Genomic DNA, 17503 nt, shown 5'->3' with positions numbered 1-17503 from the left:
CGGTGCCGAGAAAGTTCCTCCATGCCGACCATCGCCCCAGCCATCCAGCCCGTTCAGGCTGCGTCTCGTTCCAGCGATCTGACGGCGCTGCTTGCCAAGGTGCCCGAGCTTGCCACGGAAATTGCCAAGGAGGCAGCACGGCGGGACTTGGAGCGTGAGCTGCCATTCGAGGCGTTCCGGCTCTTCAGGGAGGCCGGGCTGGGCACATTGCGCATTCCCGTTGATCTCGGTGGTCCGGGCGGCTCGGTCGTCGATTATATCGAAATGATCATGACGATCGGTGCTGCGGACTCCAATGTCGCCCATGCGCTCAGAAGCCATTTCAATTTCACGGAAGGGCTGCTGCTCAATCCCAATACGGCCCTCGACCGGACCCAGCTTAGCCGCGTCCTCTCCGGCAAGCTTTTTGGCGGGGCTCATACGGAGCAGGGCACCAAACGCCCCGGTGACGTGACGACCCGGCTGACGAAGTCCGGCGACAACTATCGGTTGAATGGCCGCAAATGGTATGCGACGGGAACGGCCTTTTCCGACTTTGCCTCCTTCAGCGCCAGGAACGACGACGACCAGCTTGTTGGCGTTCTCCTGCCCGTTGATCGCAAGGGCATCACGATTCTCGACGACTGGGATGGCATGGGCCAGCGGCTGACGGCAAGCGGCGGCGTGCTGCTGGAGGACGTTGAGGTCCTGCCGCATGAGATTTCCACCCGAGGGCTGAACACGCTCGTCGGCCGCCATGTCTCGACGCTGCGGCAATTGCATCTTGCCGCCTCGATGGCGGGCGCCGTGCGCGGCGTTCTTGCCGAGGGCATGGACTATGTGCGCAGGCAGGCGCGATCGACCGCCCATAGCGCCGCCGAAACTGCAAATGCCGATCCCTTCGTGCAGAAGATCCTGGGCGAGATCGCAGCCGGCTCCTTTGCCGTCGACACCCTGATCCGCGAGAGTGCGCGGGCACTCGACCGGACCGTGGCCGCATTCGCCGCTGGCGACCCGCAAAAACTGGAAGCGGCCCTGGTCGAGAGCGCGTTGACGACGGCGCGAACGCAGATTGTCACCTCACAGCTCGCGCTTGCCGCGGCAACCAATGTCTTCGAGCTGGGTGGCGGGTCGGCAACCTCCCGTCATCTCAATCTCGATCGCCACTGGCGTAACATCCGCACGCTCCTCAATCACAACCCGCTGCTGCACAAGGCAAGGGTGGTCGGCGACTATTACATCAACGGAACGACCACACATCTCGAGGAAGGCAAGGTCTTCTAGGGGCGGGGCGCATTGTTTAGAGCCAAAAGATACGCGTAGCAGCGATACAGATGGCGGAGAAGAATGTGTGTCCGCATCTTCAGGTACGTGGCGCCGATCATAATGCGGTCCGGTTTTATACCCGAGCCTGCCAAGGCCGCGAAGATGCGATCGAAGACGCCGAGACGGTTCCAGCGGATGAAGCGATTATAGAGCGTCTTGTACGGCCTGTGATCCTTTGGAACATCCTTGAAGCCGGACGCTATGCATCTTCCGGACCGGATTCGTCTTCGGTGGCACGAAGATGCAAATCATTGACATGATCCTCGCCCATGTCCGGCTGGTCGTCTTCAATAAGGGTTTTCGGCTTGATATTCTTGATCATAAGACCGCCGGCTCCAAAGAAAGCGCAGGTAATTATAGCAATAAAAATGTACCAGACAGCTCTATCCATTGTCTAATCCGCAGTCTCCATGATCTGTTAAGCGTACCCCTTAGATATAAGGAAAATAAATTAGTTTAATACTTACTACATGCGTTAGAAACAAACCAATAAAATCGATCTTGCAGCGCACGCGTGCTTTTAGTTCTGCCTTCAAGGAAATTCCCTATTAAAATCCTGTAGAATCCGCTTTGGTATTGGAAATACGCCAAAACGGGATAATGCCGTCGCTTGTTGGCCAAATAATAGCACTTTCGTGGTGGATTATTTCCCCAAGACCAACAGTGCTAACCGCCTGAACGCATCAGCAAATGTGACGCCCAGCGCCATGCCGCCAAATCCGATGACGCTGAGAGCATCCAAGCTATGAGCTTCCAGCTCTTCACGTCATCCGTGACGAGCCGCATCTTCGACACGTCCTCTTGAACCGCGGCGCTATTGCCCTCGACCCTGCTGACACGCTCAACAAGCATGATCCATATATGTTGGTGCATTGAGGCCCGGCTACTGTCCGATTTGATCTCTGATCGTCGGAGTGCATCCCCCAGATTGCGGACTTCGGCTAAACCTTCCCCGTCTTCTGGTGAAGGCGTGGATCGTTCTCGGCTGGCGACATTATCGCTCTTTCGATGGGGAATAGACACTAGAGCGCTTCAGTGCTTCACGGAATCCCTGAAGCGCTCTAGCTTATTGTTTCTACGCAATTCCGGACGGAAAACCGCTACGCACTTTTCCTGGAATTGTTCTAGCCGGCGCTGACGACCCCTTGCTCGCGGCTGCTGCGGAAGCCAGTTCGATCCATTGCGACGGTTCACAAAACACTGCGAGCGGTCGACTTGCCGAAGATATCTTCGTGAGGCACTCTGCAAGCTCGGCTGTCGCGGGACCGCGTGCTTTTGTTACGTCGCAAAATTCCGCCTTAAACGGGGAGTTTTGCGGTGGAGGGTGTGAAAGAAGATGATCAGATTTGTCCTGGTCTTTTGGAGCATAGTCTGGCGTTCTCTCGTCATTATCATGCTAAGCGCTGGCATCACCTGGGGGCTGTCCGAACTGCTGCATTCGCTATTCGTCCAGTCTGAGTTTTCCATCAAGTTTCGGCTTTCGCTGACGTTTCTCCCGGCCGCCTTCATGTTCGCAATATTGGCCATGCGAACCAATGGCTTTCGTAATCTCCTGTTCGAACAACGATCGGTGATATCGAGCGCAAAATGGCGACAGACATATGTTGGATTAGCGGCATGCGCGTTTAGCATTGTCGCAATCAGCTGCATTGCCGCTTTGACCACGAGTACCGACACATGGTTTGCCCTCCGGGCCTTGCTTCCCCTACCGCTGTTCGTGCTTTTTGGAGTTGGCCTCGCGATATGGCAGACGCTTGATGATCCTGCGGATCGTCTTCCCAAGTCAGGCCCTTAGGCGTTCTTGAGGAGGTAGGCGCTGGAGAGGTTGCCGGAGAGACCGTCGGCGACGACAGTGTGGTCCTGGACTTTCTTGTTCAAGATCGTCAGCTGCCGGAACGACACCAGGGTGATGTCGGGCAAGTCGGTGGCGATGATGACCTGCATCCGGTTGAAGAGTTCGACGCGCTTGGCATGGTCGTTTTCGACCGCAGCCTGTTCGAAGATGCTGTCGATCTCGGGGTTGTTGTAGCCGGAGCCGTTCGAGAAGGGCACACCCTTCTTGAAGTTCTTCGACCAGTAGAGACGCTGGACGCCGATGGTCGGATCGAAGGTATTGCCCATGCCGCCTGTCACGAAGGCAAAATCGCGGTCGGTATAGACGCGCTTCAGCCAGGTAGGCACATCTTGACCGCGAAGATCGACCTTGATGCCGATTTTTGAAAGTGCGTCGCGGAGGTAGTCACCGATCCGGGTATAGGTGTCGCCATAGGGCATGACGTCATGCGGCACCTCGAAGCGGACGCCGTCGGCGCCGCGCGGGAACCCGGCCTCATCCAGCAGCTTTTCCGCCTTGGCCTGATCGAAGGCATAGACCGGAGTATCGGGATTATAGAAAGTCTTCAGGTAAGGGCTGATCGGGCTCGGGGCCGGGATGGCGTAGCCGTAGAAGGCGATATCGGCGATCTTCTGCCGGTCGATCGCATGGGCGACGGCCTGGCGGACCTTGTCGTGCTGGAAATACTTGTTCGCGAGGTTGAACTCGATGCGATAGACGGTCGGCGAATAGTCGTTGCCGCGATCTTCGACTGAAAGCGTCGGCAGCGTCTTGATGCGATCGATCTCGCTCAGCGACACCGGCGTATCCGGGGCGATGTCAACCTCGCCGGTCTCCAATGCCGCGAGACGTGCGCTGGCATCGGGAATGAACTTGATGACGATCCGGTCGAGATAGGGCAGCTCCTTGTCCCAGTAATCGGGATTGCGGTCGAGGATGACATGGCTTCCAACCACCCATTCGCGAAAGATGAAGGGGCCGGTGCCAACTGGCGCGCGACCATTGGCATTGCCCGGAAGATCCGTGCTGCCCTCGTAGACATGTTTTGGCACGATGGGCGACTCGCTCGCCTGCAGCGCGCCGAGCAGATAGGGCGCGGGCTTGGAGAGCTTGATGATGGCGGTATGATCATCCGGCGTCGCCACCTCGGTCACGCTGGAGAAAGTGGCGCGGCCGCGCGGATGGACTTCTTTCAGGGCCAGGATCGAGAAGGCGACATCAGCCGAGGTGAAATCCTTGCCGTCATGCCATTTGACGCCCTGGCGCAGTTTGAACGTATATTGCAGGCCGTCGTCGCTGACCTGCCATTCCGTTGCGAGTTGCGGAATGGGCTTGAAGTCCTCCAGCCCATAGGCCAGCAGCCCCTCGGTCACCTTGCCGCTGACGCGCGTCGTCGGGCCGGCCGTGTGGGCGAGCGTGACGAGGGTTGGCGGCTCCGGCTGAACGAGCAGGGTCAACGTTCCTCCCGCCGTCGGCTCGCCGGCTTGCGCAAAGCGGCCCAGCGGTGCCACGGCGCCGATGGCGGCAAAGGCGAGGACTTGATTGAACTGCCGTCTTCTGATGTTCATGAATTTCCCCAGGCTTGATCTCTCGGCAGTGACCTGCCGGTGCTATCTTCAGATCGGAGGCCGGAAATTCGGAAGAATGTTTTTCTCACCGTCTTTGAAAGAAAAGCTTCGCGCGACGCGCTGAGGCAGAGATGGTAATCTAGTAAAAATATAGACTATTCCGAAGTTTTAGTTTTTGCTTCCGCAAAGCGGTGCTTCAGGGAAAGAAAATGTTTCCATCGCGGCGGGCAAACGCAAAGCACGTTCTCGTCTAAGCCGGCATGATTGTGTTGCAATCGCCCTATGATGACGATCGCGACCCCCCGGAAAAAATCCATTCAGCCGACCCTGGCGCGTCTGCCGCCGCTGACGTCGCTTCGTGCTTTCGTCGCCACGGCGCGGCACCTGAATTTTCTGCGCGCGGCAGAAGAGCTGCATGTGACGTCGGCTGCGGTCGGGCAGCAAATTCGTCTGCTCGAGGATTATCTTGGCCAGCCGCTCTTCCATCGTACGCGGGGGCAATTGCAGCTGACATCAGCCGGACAGGCGTTGGTGCCCGGTCTGACGGACGCCTTCGATGCGGTTCTCGGCGCAATGACGCAATTTGCCGCCAGCGATCACGAACAGCCGATCCGGGTTTCCGTGGCGCCGTCTTTCGCGAGCAAATGGCTGATCCCACGGCTGGACGGTCTGCGCCGCGCCGCGCCGGGACTGCAGGTTCTGGTCGATGCCTCCGCGCAACTGACTGATCTCGACAGCGGCGATGCCGATTGTGTTATCCGATATGGCAGCGGCGCCTATCCCGGTCTCGTGGTGGATCATCTGTTCTCCGAGGCGGTCATACCGATCTGCAGCCCGGAATTCGCCGAGCGGCATTGGCTCCGCAACGGTCCGGAGGCGATCGAAGGCGTGCCGCTGCTGCATGAAGATGGCGCGGAGCACGATCATTCCTGCCCGGACTGGAATGCCTTGCTGAGGGCGGAAGGACTTTCCTACCGGCTATCGTCGCAGGGCGGCTTCCGTCTCAGCCAATCATCGCTGGTTATCGATGCGGCCTTGGCGGGGCAGGGGCTTGGTCTCGGCAAGGTCCGGCTGGCGGAGGCAGAACTCAGGGCCGGCCGGCTCGTCTGCCCCTTCGGCAGTCCCCAGCCCGTCAGCTTTTCCTATTTCTTCGCGACAACGGCCACCAAGGCGCGCCTAATGCGCGTCGATCTCTTCCGCAACTGGCTGCAGGCGGAGGCGAAGACGCTGCAGGCGATCGATGAGGTCCTGACATGGAATACACGCCCGGACCTCAGCATTATCGCCGCTGAATAGAGACAATCTCTACTTCAGCTTGAAACCGAGTTTGCGCACGGCAGCGCCGAGGAGATGACGTCCTTTGAGAGCTTCGACGGTGCCGATCCTGTTCTTCACCAGCTCGGTCCAATCCGTCAGCGGCAAGGACTGTTCCGCCTGAAAGCTGCCGAGAACGGCATTGTAGTCCCTGAGATCATCAGAACGAGGTGTCGTGTCGTAACGCTCGTGATGCAGGACAGTCGTCTGCGGCAACCGTGGCTTGACCCCGGCAGGAACGGCCGGATCGGGGTAGCCGACAGTCAGGCCGAAGACCGGGAACACGCCTTCCGGCAATTCCAGCTCGCGGGCGACCACTTCCGGATCGTTGCGGATCGCGCCGATATAGCAGGTGCCGAGCCCCAGCGACTCCAGTGCCGAGACGGCATTCTGCGCGGCAAGCGCCGCATCGATGACCCCCAGCAGGAAACTTTCGATATAGTCGAGACCTTCAGCCGGCGCGCCATCATCTGTAGCGATCTTGCGTGGCCGATTGAGATCCGCAAGCCAGATCAGCAAGAGTGGAGCCTGCTTGATCTGCCGCTGCGTGCCTGCGACCGTGTTCAGCCTGCTTTTGCGTACCTCGTCCGTAACGGCGATCACGCTCCAGGCTTGCAGATTGGAAGAGCTGGGTGCCGACTGGGCGGCGGCGATCGCCAGATGAAGCACGCTGTCCGGAACCGCCTTGGGCAGATAATTGCGCACACTGCGATGCGACAACAGCGTGTCGAGCGTCTCGTTCCAATCGCCCGAAAGGCGCTGGTCGTTGCGATAGCGCTCGGTGGCAAGGATGGTCAGGCGATCATCCTCTTCGGTCCTGACGGGGGCTAAGGATGTCATAGGGTCTTCTCCTTCATTCGGCGGCAGCTATGGCATAGGGATTGGCGGGACGTGCGAGGCCAAGATGATCGCGGAGCGTCCGACCGGCATAGTCCTGCCGGAAAAGTCCGCGGCGGCGCAGGATCGGCACGACTTCGTCGACGAAGACCTCCAGTCCATGCGGCAGAACATCCGGCATCAGGTTGAAACCGTCGACGGCGCCTGAGCGGAACCATGTCTCGATATCGTCTGCGATCGCTTCCGGCGTGCCGACGATGGTGCGATGTCCCGTTCCGCCGTTGAGCGCCCGGATGAGGCCACGCACGGTCAGCTGGTCGCGCCGGGCAAGCGCAAGGGTCGCCTGAAAGAAAGTGTGCCCGCCATCGGGTGGCAGCGGAATATCGTCCGGCAAGGGCTCGTCGAGCTTCAGCCGTTTCGGGTCGATCTGCAACACGCCGGACAGCCGCGCAAGACTATATTCCAGCGGGATGAGCTCGCGCAGCTCTTCCTGTCGCCGTTTGGCTTCCGCCTCCGTGCTGCCGATGATGGTGGCGAGACCGGCGAGCACCAGCAGGCTGTCTGGCGCACGGCCGAAGCGTGCTGCTCGGGCCCTGAGATCACCGGCATAGTCCAGCGCTTCCTCGAAAGACTGGGACGCCGAGAACACAGCTTCGGCATGCTCGGCCGCGAGTTGCCGCCCGTCGTCGGAGCCACCGGCCTGAACGAGAACGGGGTGACCCTGTGGTGGGCGCGGGATGTTGTGCGGGCCATGCACGGAAAAATGCTTGCCGCGATGAGCGATCGCATGCACCCGCGTGGGATCGACGAAGCGCCCGGTGGCGACATCGCCGAGAAATGCCTCTTCCTCCCAACTGTCCCACAATGCCTTGACGACCGTCGTGAATTCGGATGCCCGCTCGTACCGGCTGCCATGTGCCACCGGCTTCTCGAGGCCGAAGTTCCGGCTTTGCGAGAGATCGGCGCTGGTGACGATGTTCCAGCCCACGCGACCGCCGCTCGCATGATCCAGCGTCGCGAAGCGGCGGGCGATGTTGTAGGGCTCGTTATAGGTGGTCGACGCCGTGGCGATAAGGCCGATGCGGTCGGTATGGGCCGCGACGGTTGCCAGCACGATCGTCGGTTCCAGCGATGTCAACGGACGGAAATCGACGCGATCGGAAATGGCCGCCTGGTCGGCGAGGAAGATCGCATCGAAGGTGCCGCGCTCGGCGACGCGGGCAACGTTGATATAATGGTTGATGTCGAAGGAGGCGCGGGGATCGCTGCCTTCCATCCGCCAGGCCGCCGGTGAAAAGCCGGAATGCAGGATGTTGATGTTCAGGTGCAACTGCCGTTTCGCGCTCATTGGAAGATCCCCGGCTCAGGAAACTCGCCGGTCAGAAACCAGTTTCCGACGTTACGCGTCTTGTATTCAGCGGGGTTGTGAAGTGTGTGGATGCGGACGTTGCGCCAGAAGCGGTCGAAGCCATAGGGCCTGACGGCCGAGCGCGCACCCATCACCTCGAAGATCTCGCTGGTCACCTCCAGAGCGACACGGCCTGCCAGGACATTGGCCGAGGCAACGGCGATCGCTGTCTTGCCACGATCCTCCGCCGTCAGATCCTGGCCCTTGGCATAGGCATCGTCCAGCGCTGTCAACGCGCGGTCGGCAAGCGCCGTTGCCGCCTGCACCTTGATCCAGAGCTCGCCATATTGTCGCTTGATCCAGGGGTCGTCATGATGGCGTTCGACGCCGGAATGGATCCAGGGCCGCGATTTGGTGATGGTATAATCGCGCGCCGCAATCAAGGCACCCTGGGCGGTGCCGATGAAGACGTTGAGCAATACGCTCTGCTGTTGCATCGGCGTCAGCAAGGCGATTGCGTCACGCGACCGCTCCGGCAAAATCTCGTCGGCCCTGATCTTCACGTCCTTGTAGAAGACCTTGCCGCTGCCCGTCTGCCGTTGGCCGATGCCGTCCCAATCGTCGGCAATGGTGATCCCTTCGCGGCTTGGCGGGATATAGGCGGTGCTGCGCTGGTTCGTCTCCTCATCCTCCCAGGCGACCGTCAGGTAATCGGCGACATGTGATCCGGAAGCAAAGGGTCGGAAGCCGTTGAGGACGACCCCGCCATCCGATTCCCGCCGGCCGAAAAGGCTCTTGGAGAAGCTGTTGGTCGTATTGCCCCAGAACCATCGTCCCGCCGCAGAGCGGCGCAGAATGCCCGCTGAATAGCTATCAGAACTGGCGGTAACGGTGTTCTGCAATGGGCTGAAATGATAGCCGTAGAGGTGTCCGATCGACCCATCCACCTTGGCGAATTCGCGGACGATCCGCATGGCCGTTGAATAGCGCTCGCCGATCCCACCGAATTCTCTGGGGATCAACAGATTGACGAGCCCGCTTTCCTTCAGGAGCCTGACCTGCTCTTCCGGCCTGCCACCCTGTTGGTCCCGCTCGATCGCATCGCGGGCGAAGATGTCGCGTAGTTCCACCGCCTTGGCGAGGTACGGGTTCGTCGTATCCGGTGCGAAGAGAGTTGGCGAAAGGAGGGGCAGTTCGAAGCCGGCGGGTTTCACGGTCATGCTTCATTCCCCTTCACTTATGGAGACGCGGAAAACCGTGCCGCTCGGACAACAACTCTAGAATGCGATCCGTCGCGCTGACGAAGCGGGTTCCATTCCGATCTCCGGCGTCGGCAGGTGCTTCGCCCGCAAGAATGAGAACCGGCAGGGACTGGTTTTCCTCGCCGATGGCATCGATCACCTTTTGGCGTGGCCGGGCGAAGGGAACGCGCTCAACATCGATGCTGGCTGCGAGATCGGGAAAGCTGGCGAGCAGACCCTCGATCGCGTTGCAATGGGGGCAGGCGAAGGTGGTGCCGGGGTGTTTGGGATCGGAAAACCCCGGTGAAATCAGGAACAGCTTGTCACGCGCCATTGGTCTTCTCCTATTCTGCTGCGACCGCATTGCCAGCGGAAAAACGATTGGGCGGGCGCTTCAGCCCGAGATTTTCGCGTAGCGTCGACCCCTCGTATTCCTGGCGGAACAGGCCACGGCGGCGCAGTTCCGGCACGACGAGATTGATGAAATCGGCCAGACCGCCCGGCATGATCGGCGCCATGATGTTGAAGCCGTCGGCGCCATAGTTTTCGAAGCGCTCTTCCAGCACGTCGGCGATCTGCGTCGGCGTACCGACGACCTGCCAATGGCCGCGCGCCCCGGCGATGCGCAGATAGAGCTGGCGAATGGTCAGGTTTTCGCGTCGGGCAAGATCAAGCAGTAGTTCCTGCCGGCTCTTGCCGGCATTGGTGACCGGCGGGTCGAGCGGCACAGGGCCGTCGAGCGGATAAGATCTCAAATCGACACCACTCAACTGCGACAGGAGATTGAGGCCGACCTCCGGCTGGATCAATTCCTGCAGCGCCTCGAATTTCTCTTGTGCCTCCGCTTCGCTTCGTCCGATCACCGGGAAGATACCCGGCAGGATCTTGAGGTCGTCGTGCGAGCGGCCGAATTTGGCGAGCCGTCCTTTGACGTCCGCGTAAAAGGCGGTGGCTTCCTGAAGGGTGATCTGTGCGGCAAAGATCGCTTCCGCCGTTCGGGCGGCGAGCTCCTTGCCTGGTTCGGAGGCGCCGGCCTGCACCACGACCGGCCGACCTTGCGGCGAGCGCGGAATGTTCAGCGGCCCGCGAACCTTGAAATGCAGGCCCTTGTGTTCGAGCCGATGCAATTTCTCGGGGTCGAAATAGCGGCCGCTCTCACGATCGCGGACGAAGGCGTCGTCGTCCCAGCTATCCCAGAGGCCAAGCACGACGTCGGCGAATTCCTCCGCGCGGTCGTAGCGGTCGCCATGCAGGATTTGCGTATCGTGGCCGAAATTATAGGCGGCGTCGGGATCGGACGACGTCACCAGATTCCAGCCCGCACGCCCGCCGCTCAACCGGTCGAGCGATCCGAACTGCCGCGCCAGATTATAGGGATCGGAGTAGCTGGTGGAGGCAGTTGCGATCAGCCCGATATTCTTGGTGACGCTGGAAAGCGCCGAAAGCAGCGTGATCGGCTCGAACGGATAGACGCCGCTATGCGCCTTGCGGCTCGCCGCATCAACATCCTTCAGCCGCGCGGCCACGCCGTCGGCAAAGAAGATCGCATCGAACTTCGCAGCCTCCGCCAGCTTGGCGAGCTCGATATAGTTCTCGAATTCGGTGCCGACCGATGCCTGCGGATGCCGCCAGGCGGCTACATGATGGCCGGTGAACAACAGGAAGGCGCCGAGCTTGATCTTGTCCTTGCGTCTTGCCATGGAGAGTCCTTTCAGCGGTACATTGCCGGTATGGGAAACTCGCCGGTCAGCAACCAGGTGCCGACGGTGCGTTTCTTGTATTCGGCGGGATTGTGCAGGGTGTGGGTGCGGACGTTGCGCCAGAAACGGTCGTAGCCATTGGCGTTGGTGGCCGAGCGCGCGCCCATGACCTCGAAGATTTCGCTGGAGACGGCGAGCCCGATTTCGCCCGCATAGACATTTGCCGTGGCGACGTCGATGGCCGCGATACCGCGATCCTCGTGCGATAGGCTTGGCCCCTGATTGAAGGCTTCATCCAGGCTCCGGGCCGCCTTGTCGGCAAGTTCGGTTGCCGCCAGCGTCTTGATGTAGAGATCGCCATACTGCCGCTTGATCCAGGGATCGTCGCTATGCTTCTCGACGCCGGAATAGATCCAGGGGCGTGACGATGTCGTCGTATAGTTTCGCCCCTCGTCAAGCGCGCCCTGGGCGCTACCGACGAAGACGTTGAGCAGTACGCTCTGCTGCAACAGGGAGATCAGCGACGTATAGGGCGTCAGCGGTACATTCGGCGCACTAATCACCTCGTCGTCGAGGACTTCGACATTGTGGAAGCTGACCGTGCCGCTGCCAGTCTGGCGCTGGCCGATCCCGTCCCAATCGTCCTCGATGACGATGCCATCACGGCCGGCCGGAACGGCGGCGGTGATGCGCTCGCCCTCCGGGTTCTCCCATGAGATCTGAATATAGTCGGCGATATGGGAACCGGAAGAAAAGGGGCGCTTGCCGCTGACGATCCAGCCATTGTCGATGCGCCTTCCCGACGATGTCTTCGACATGGCATTGCCGGAATTGCCCCAGATCAGGTTCCCTGCGGCCGCGGCGCGCAGCCAGTGATCCTTCTGCGCGCTCGAGCCACGAAAAAGAACGAGATTGAGCGGAAGATGGTGATATCCGAAAAGATGGGCCAGCGAGCCATCCGTTCGGGCGAATTCCCGCACGACCCGCAGGATGGAGAGCCAGGACGCTCCCTGTCCGCCATAGTGCCGCGGAATTTGCGCCGATGGCAGCCCGCTTTCCTTCAACAGGCAGATCTGTTCGACGGGCCTGCCGCCTTGCTTGTCGCGCTGTACGGCGTCGCGATCAAAGATCTGCCGCAGCTCGACGGCCCTGGCGACCAGGGGATCTGTTGTATCCGGTTCGAAGGACATGGTTGCCTCACGCATCTGGCCTTGGCGGCCCTGCTTCGCATCGTGTGTGAGGGTTCGGCGACTGATGCCGCAAGTCCAGCAATATCTATTTGATCTCGTGAGAAGAAATTCTTTCCTGAGCGCCATGTTGAGCTCAAGGCGCGTGCATGCATCCGGCTCCTGATCAATCCTCATGGAACATTGTCCGTGCTGTGGGCGTCGCCAGCGATGACAAAATCCGAAGCGGCTCGCTTAAATAGAATATAATTTCTATAGATTATAATATTTACTGCTAGCCTCTCCTGACTCTACTGGGGAGAGAACGATGACCGGCAAGAAACGCCAGCTCAGGCGCAGAGCCTCCCTTTAGCCGACCGGCCATCGCCGCCGAATGGGGACAGGGAAGAATGAGCGATCCTTTGCATCTGAAGATCAGCCATGTGACGCGGCGGTTCCAGGTCAATGGCGAAAGCCTGACGGCGCTCGACGATGTCAGTCTCGACATTGCCGAGGGCGAGTTCGTCACCATTGTCGGCGCCAGCGGCTGCGGAAAATCGACGTTGCTGCGTCTCGGTGCCGGGCTGGATACCGCCACCTCCGGCTCGATCACCCATGCGGGAAAGCCCGTCACCGAACCGAGCCTCGATCGTGGCATCGTCTTCCAGGAGCCCCGATTGTTCCCGTGGCTGACGGTTGCCCGCAATGTGGCGCTCGGTCTGGAAAATTCCGGACACAGCAAGGCGGACAAGAAGAGGCTCGTCGAAGAGCATCTGGAGCTGGTCGGGCTTTCCGGTTTCGCCAAGGCCTATCCGCACCAACTTTCGGGCGGCATGGCGCAGCGTGCCGGCATTGCCCGCGGTTTGGTCAATCGTCCTGATGTGCTGTTCCTCGACGAACCCTTCGGCGCGCTCGATGCCATCACCAAGGCGCGGCTCCAGGACGAGTTGCAGGAGATCTGGGCGAAGGAGCGCATCACCATGGTGCTGGTGACACATGATGTCGACGAGGCGGCCTATCTCGGTGATCGCGTCGTCGTCATGTCGCCGCGACCCGGCCGCATCCGCGAGATCGTTCCGGTGGATTTGCCGCGACTGCGCGCGAGGACCTCGCCAGCACTGACCGAGGTGCGCAACCGCGTTCTGGAAAGCCTCAATGCGACGACGCATCCCTCGCCAAGTCTCCGTGCGGTTTCGCCGGGGGGAGGGCAACGCCCGGCAGATGCCAGACCGGCCATCGCCGCCGTCAGATAAATCAGGAAACGGAGTAGCTTTATGAAACTGGTATCTATTTCCCGCCTTGCCGCTGGCGTGGCCCTTGCATTGGGCATGTTTGCCGCATCCGCCCAGGCGGAAGAGCCGCTGGTCATCCATATCGGCTACGCCGCAATCGGCGTCGACAACCGTCCCTATTCGGAAGGGACCTCGGCGGCGACGGCGCGTGCCGGCGAATATCTGGAAAAGGAATTCGCCAACGATCCCAACGTCAAGATCGAATGGACTTTCTTCAAGGGCGCCGGCCCGGCGGTGAACGAGGGGTTTGCTAATAACCAGCTCGACTTTGCCTATCAGGGCGATCTACCAGCGCTGATTGGACGGGCCACCGGTCTCAAGACCAAATATCTTCTCGCCAGCGGGGCGCGCAAGCCGCTCTATCTGGCCGTTGCCAAGGATTCCGGCATCAAGAAGATCGAAGATCTGAAGGGCCGTAAGATCGCCCTGCAGCGCGGCACCAACGGCCACCTGGCCGCGATCAAGATTCTGGAGGCGCATGGGCTGAAGGAGCGTGACCTCCAGGTGATCAATCTCGACAGCGCCGGAACGGTGGCAGCGCTTGTCAGCAAGGATATCGATGCCGCCTTCGGCGACACCCAGCTCATCAATCTCGCCGCCAAGGGCAGCGCCGACGTCATCTATACGACGAAGGGCGACGATCCCCGCTTCGGCCGCAATGCCGGCATCGTCGCGCGCGAAGCGTTTATCGACGCTCACCCCGAGATCACGCAGCGGGTCGTCGATGCTTTCGTCAAGGCGGCGCAATGGTCCTCGGAGGAGCCCAACCGAGCAGCCCTTTTTGAGCTCTGGCACAAATCCGGCACGGAAATCCCGATCCTTGAGGAGTATTTCCGCAACGATACGCTCGTCTACCGCAATTCGCCGCTGATCGATGACCTGCTGGTCTCGCAGTACAAGGAGCAGGCGGTGAAGAGCAAGGAATACGGCCTTATTCGTCGTGATGTCGATCTCAACGGCTGGTTCGAGCCAAAATACCTCAACAATGCGCTGGAAAGGCTCGGCCTGAAGACATTCTGGCAGCCCTATGGCGCTGACGGAAAGCCGGTCGCGTCCTGATCGCGGGCCTTGAAAACAGAGTAAAGGGAGCGGCATGGCCGCGTTTTTCGAGACTGCCGCGCATGCCGGCATCCGGCTTCCCGCTCCATGGCGCAGGCGTCTTGCGATCGGGACTACGGCTCTAGTTGTTCCGCTTGCACTGTTGGTCCTCTGGTGGGTCGCCTCCGCCAGGGGCTGGCTGCCACAACAGATCCTGCCGCCGCCCGACTATGTCTATCAGGCGGCACGGGACCTGATCGTCAGCGGCGAGCTTCTCTACCATACGGGCGTCAGCCTGCGCCGCGTCATTATCGGCTTTGCCATCGGCGCCAGCGCCGGCCTGGTTCTCGGCATATCGATGGGCCTTTCGGAACGGGTCGAGGATTATGTCAAGCCGCTGTTCTTAGCCTTCGCGCAGATCCCGACACTCGGCTGGATCCCGCTCCTCATGCTGTTCGTCGGCATTGACGAGACCCTGAAGATCATCATCATCGCCAAGGGCGCGATCGTGCCGATGACATTGAACACGCTGACGGGAATACGCGGCGTTTCCCCCGGATATCTCGAGGTCGGCCGTGCCTTGCGTTTCAGCCGTTGGCAGACCTTGCGGCTGATCGTGCTGCCGGGTGCCGTGCCTTCGATATTCACCGGCATCCGCTACGGCCTCACCCATTCCTGGACCTCGCTTGTCGGGGTGGAACTTCTGGCTTCTTCCGAAGGGCTTGGCTACCTGCTGGTCTGGGGACGGCAGATGTTCTGGCTGGATACCGTCATCGTTGCGATGATCGCTATCGGCCTCGTTGGTTTCATCATGGACAAGGGCCTGGATCGCACCGAGGTGCTGCTTCAGCGCTGGAAGCGGCAGGAGATCTGACCATGGCCACTGCAAGCAGGGCAGTCCGGTTTCGCCGTGGCATCACCTTGCCGATCCTGATGTTCGTTGCCTGGGAAGTGTCGAGCCGAACGGGCCTTGCCGACCCGCGCTTTCTGCCATCGCTGGAAGAAGTCGCCCGCACCGCCAAGCGCGAGTTGTTCGACAATGATCTGATCGGCGAACTCGGCTTCAGCCTGATGCGCAATATTGCCGGATTTCTAATCGGCTGCGTTATCGGGATCGCGTTCGGCACGTTCCTGGCGCTCTCGCGCATTGCCGACAGGCTGCTGACGCCAACCTTCAACGGCTTGAAACAGATCTCGCTTCTCGCCTGGATCCCGCTGATCTCCGTCTGGTTCGGCTTCGGCGAGCAGGCAAAGATCGTCTTCGTGGCGCTGGCATCTTTCATTCCAATCGCTCTTAACACCTATGACGGCATGCGGGATGCGCCCGATGACCTGATCGAGGTCGGACGCGCCTTGAAATTCAACGCCCGGCAGCGGGTGCTGCGCATCTATCTTCCGTCCGCCATGCCGTCGATTGCGACGGGTGTACATCTCGGGCTGATCTATGCCTGGCTTGCGACGGTCGGGGCTGAATATTTCCTTGCCGTCGGACGCGGCGTCGGCGGTCTGGTCATCGCCGGCCGAGAACGGTTCGACATGGCCCTCGTGATGGTCGGCGTTCTCGTTCTAGGCCTTGTCGGGTTCTCGTTAAATCGTCTGGCGCATGTCCTGGAATCCTATCTGCTTCGCTGGCGGCCGAAACAAACGCCTTGAAGGGCAGCGCCAGATAGGCCGAAAGACATTCTTCGCCACCCGCTCATATTGGAATTTCGTTTCTCGGCAATTTAGACCATTAAACATATAGATTAAATAGATAATTGAAAAGTTTGATGGCGGATTAGATGAGTTACGCGTTGAGTTTGCTCGACAAAAGTCCGATTGATGGACAGGAGGAAGCGAGTACGGCATTGGCCCGGACACTTGTCCTGGCGCAGCGGGCCGAGCGCTGGGGCTTCCATCGTTTCTGGGTCGCCGAACATCATAACAATGCGCGACTTGCGAGCTCTTCTCCGGAAGTGCTGATCGCATTCCTGCTCGCACATACATCCCGCATCAGGATAGGCTCCGGCGGCGTGATGCTACAGCACTACAGCGCTTATAAGGTTGCCGAAAACTTCAATCTCTTGGCAACGCTGGCTCCTGGCCGCGTCGACCTCGGGGTCGGAAAGGCGCCCGGCGGCCTTCCTTTGTCGACCCGGGCGCTGCAGGGCGCCTATGATCCGGCACGCAAACCGACATTTGCCGAGCAATTGGCCGAACTTGGTGCTTTCCTTGGCGATGAGGCGGCCGAGGACGATCCGGAGGCTGGCCTTCGAGCCTACCCGGTGCCGGTCACTCCGGTGAAGCGCTTCCTGCTCGGTGCCAGTATCGAGAGCGCGGAACTAGCGGCCACCCATGCGTGGAATTTCGTCTATGCGGGGCATCTCAACGGCGACGAAGCCTTGCTCGACAAGGTGCTCGCGACCTATCGCGACGCGAGCGGCGGAAAGATCCCGCTGCTTGCCATTGGCGTGATCGCCGCCGAAACCGATGCGGCGGCAGAGCGTCTTGCCGGCGACCTCAGACGCTTCAAGGTGGAGGTGAAGGACGGTCAGAGCGTCACGGTCGGCAGCCTTGCCCAGGCGGAAGAATATGTTCGGCAGGCGGGCGTGACCGACTACCGGATCGAGGAGAAGATGCCGGGCGTCATTCGCGGCACCGCCGACCGTATTCATGGCGAACTCGATAGGCTGCACCGACGCTATGGGATCAGCGAATTTATTCTCGATTGCCCCGTCGCCGAGGCGCAAGCGCGCCTCACCTCGATCGACCTTCTGGCGGCGACCCATTTCGCTGTTGCCGCATGACATATCTCCTCCAACAGCAAGCCGACTTTTGGGATGGCCGCATCCGCTTCATTCGCGGCCGCACCAGCGTCGGT

General features: G+C 60.4%; 15 protein-coding genes and 2 pseudogenes. 7 read left to right on the top strand and 10 right to left on the bottom strand.

What is annotated here, in order from left to right:
- The first annotated feature begins 21 nt into the window (after window positions 1-21).
- The gene (locus PMI03_RS04890) at window positions 22-1263 is read left to right on the top strand and encodes an acyl-CoA dehydrogenase family protein (protein WP_007690466.1); all 1242 of its coding nucleotides are present in this window, start codon (window positions 22-24) and stop codon (window positions 1261-1263) included.
- 77 nt (window positions 1264-1340) lie between these two features.
- On the opposite strand, the pseudogene PMI03_RS32005 reads toward PMI03_RS04890, so the two are convergent.
- The 4 genes and pseudogenes from PMI03_RS32005 to PMI03_RS04875 form a co-directional block, all read right to left on the bottom strand.
- Window positions 1341-1469 (bottom strand): annotated as a pseudogene (locus tag PMI03_RS32005) (IS5/IS1182 family transposase); the annotation flags it as partial.
- Window positions 1470-1504: 35 nt separating this feature from the next.
- Window positions 1505-1696: a hypothetical protein gene (locus PMI03_RS31470; RefSeq protein WP_007690465.1), complete on the bottom strand. Its 192-nt coding sequence runs from the start codon at window positions 1694-1696 to the stop codon at window positions 1505-1507.
- Window positions 1697-1948: 252 nt separating this feature from the next.
- Window positions 1949-2328 (bottom strand): annotated as a pseudogene (locus PMI03_RS04885) (DUF1515 family protein).
- A gap of 768 nt (window positions 2329-3096) precedes the next feature.
- Window positions 3097-4707, bottom strand: a complete 1611-nt coding sequence (locus PMI03_RS04875) for an ABC transporter substrate-binding protein (RefSeq protein WP_007690463.1) — start codon at window positions 4705-4707, stop codon at window positions 3097-3099.
- Between the two features lie 282 nt (window positions 4708-4989).
- Here PMI03_RS04875 and PMI03_RS04870 point away from each other — a divergent pair, with 282 nt between their 5' ends.
- A complete protein-coding gene (locus tag PMI03_RS04870) occupies window positions 4990-6003 on the top strand; it encodes a LysR substrate-binding domain-containing protein (protein ID WP_007690462.1) in 1014 nt (337 codons plus the stop codon).
- 9 nt (window positions 6004-6012) lie between these two features.
- Here the strand turns inward: PMI03_RS04870 and PMI03_RS04865 are convergent, their stop codons facing one another.
- From PMI03_RS04865 to PMI03_RS04840, 6 genes are read right to left on the bottom strand one after another with little or no spacing between them, the layout of a single operon-like run.
- On the bottom strand, window positions 6013-6861 hold the full coding sequence (locus tag PMI03_RS04865; protein WP_007690460.1) for an NADPH-dependent oxidoreductase: 849 nt from the start codon (window positions 6859-6861) through the stop codon (window positions 6013-6015).
- Between the two features lie 13 nt (window positions 6862-6874).
- Window positions 6875-8206 (bottom strand): LLM class flavin-dependent oxidoreductase, encoded by a 1332-nt coding sequence (locus PMI03_RS04860; RefSeq protein WP_007690458.1) that lies wholly within the window; start codon window positions 8204-8206, stop codon window positions 6875-6877.
- A complete protein-coding gene (locus tag PMI03_RS04855) occupies window positions 8203-9426 on the bottom strand; it encodes an acyl-CoA dehydrogenase family protein (RefSeq protein WP_007690456.1) in 1224 nt (407 codons plus the stop codon). Before PMI03_RS04855 ends, PMI03_RS04860 begins: the two co-directional genes overlap by 4 nt.
- A gap of 13 nt (window positions 9427-9439) precedes the next feature.
- A complete protein-coding gene (locus PMI03_RS04850; RefSeq protein WP_007690454.1) occupies window positions 9440-9781 on the bottom strand; it encodes a DUF3088 domain-containing protein in 342 nt (113 codons plus the stop codon).
- 10 nt (window positions 9782-9791) lie between these two features.
- Entirely contained in the window at window positions 9792-11147 is a 1356-nt protein-coding gene (locus PMI03_RS04845) for an LLM class flavin-dependent oxidoreductase (protein WP_007690452.1), read from the bottom strand.
- Between the two features lie 11 nt (window positions 11148-11158).
- On the bottom strand, window positions 11159-12337 hold the full coding sequence (locus tag PMI03_RS04840; RefSeq protein ID WP_007690450.1) for an acyl-CoA dehydrogenase family protein: 1179 nt from the start codon (window positions 12335-12337) through the stop codon (window positions 11159-11161).
- A gap of 386 nt (window positions 12338-12723) precedes the next feature.
- Here PMI03_RS04840 and PMI03_RS04835 point away from each other — a divergent pair, with 386 nt between their 5' ends.
- From PMI03_RS04835 to PMI03_RS04815, 5 genes are all read left to right on the top strand, one after another.
- Window positions 12724-13566 carry an ABC transporter ATP-binding protein gene (locus tag PMI03_RS04835; protein WP_007690448.1) on the top strand — a complete coding sequence of 281 codons (843 nt, stop codon included), beginning with the start codon at window positions 12724-12726 and terminating at the stop codon, window positions 13564-13566.
- A 21-nt stretch (window positions 13567-13587) separates the two neighbouring features.
- The gene (locus PMI03_RS04830; protein WP_007690446.1) at window positions 13588-14664 is read left to right on the top strand and encodes an ABC transporter substrate-binding protein; all 1077 of its coding nucleotides are present in this window, start codon (window positions 13588-13590) and stop codon (window positions 14662-14664) included.
- A 34-nt stretch (window positions 14665-14698) separates the two neighbouring features.
- Window positions 14699-15517 carry an ABC transporter permease gene (locus PMI03_RS04825; RefSeq protein ID WP_007690445.1) on the top strand — a complete coding sequence of 273 codons (819 nt, stop codon included), beginning with the start codon at window positions 14699-14701 and terminating at the stop codon, window positions 15515-15517.
- A gap of 2 nt (window positions 15518-15519) precedes the next feature.
- Entirely contained in the window at window positions 15520-16296 is a 777-nt protein-coding gene (locus tag PMI03_RS04820; RefSeq protein ID WP_007690442.1) for an ABC transporter permease, read from the top strand.
- A gap of 128 nt (window positions 16297-16424) precedes the next feature.
- Window positions 16425-17429 carry an LLM class flavin-dependent oxidoreductase gene (locus tag PMI03_RS04815; RefSeq protein ID WP_007690440.1) on the top strand — a complete coding sequence of 335 codons (1005 nt, stop codon included), beginning with the start codon at window positions 16425-16427 and terminating at the stop codon, window positions 17427-17429.
- Window positions 17430-17503 lie beyond the last annotated feature (74 nt).

The organism is Rhizobium sp. AP16 (assembly GCF_000281735.1).
GTDB lineage: Bacteria > Pseudomonadota > Alphaproteobacteria > Rhizobiales > Rhizobiaceae > Rhizobium > Rhizobium rhizogenes.
This window is presented reverse-complemented; position numbering and strand designations above follow the sequence as displayed.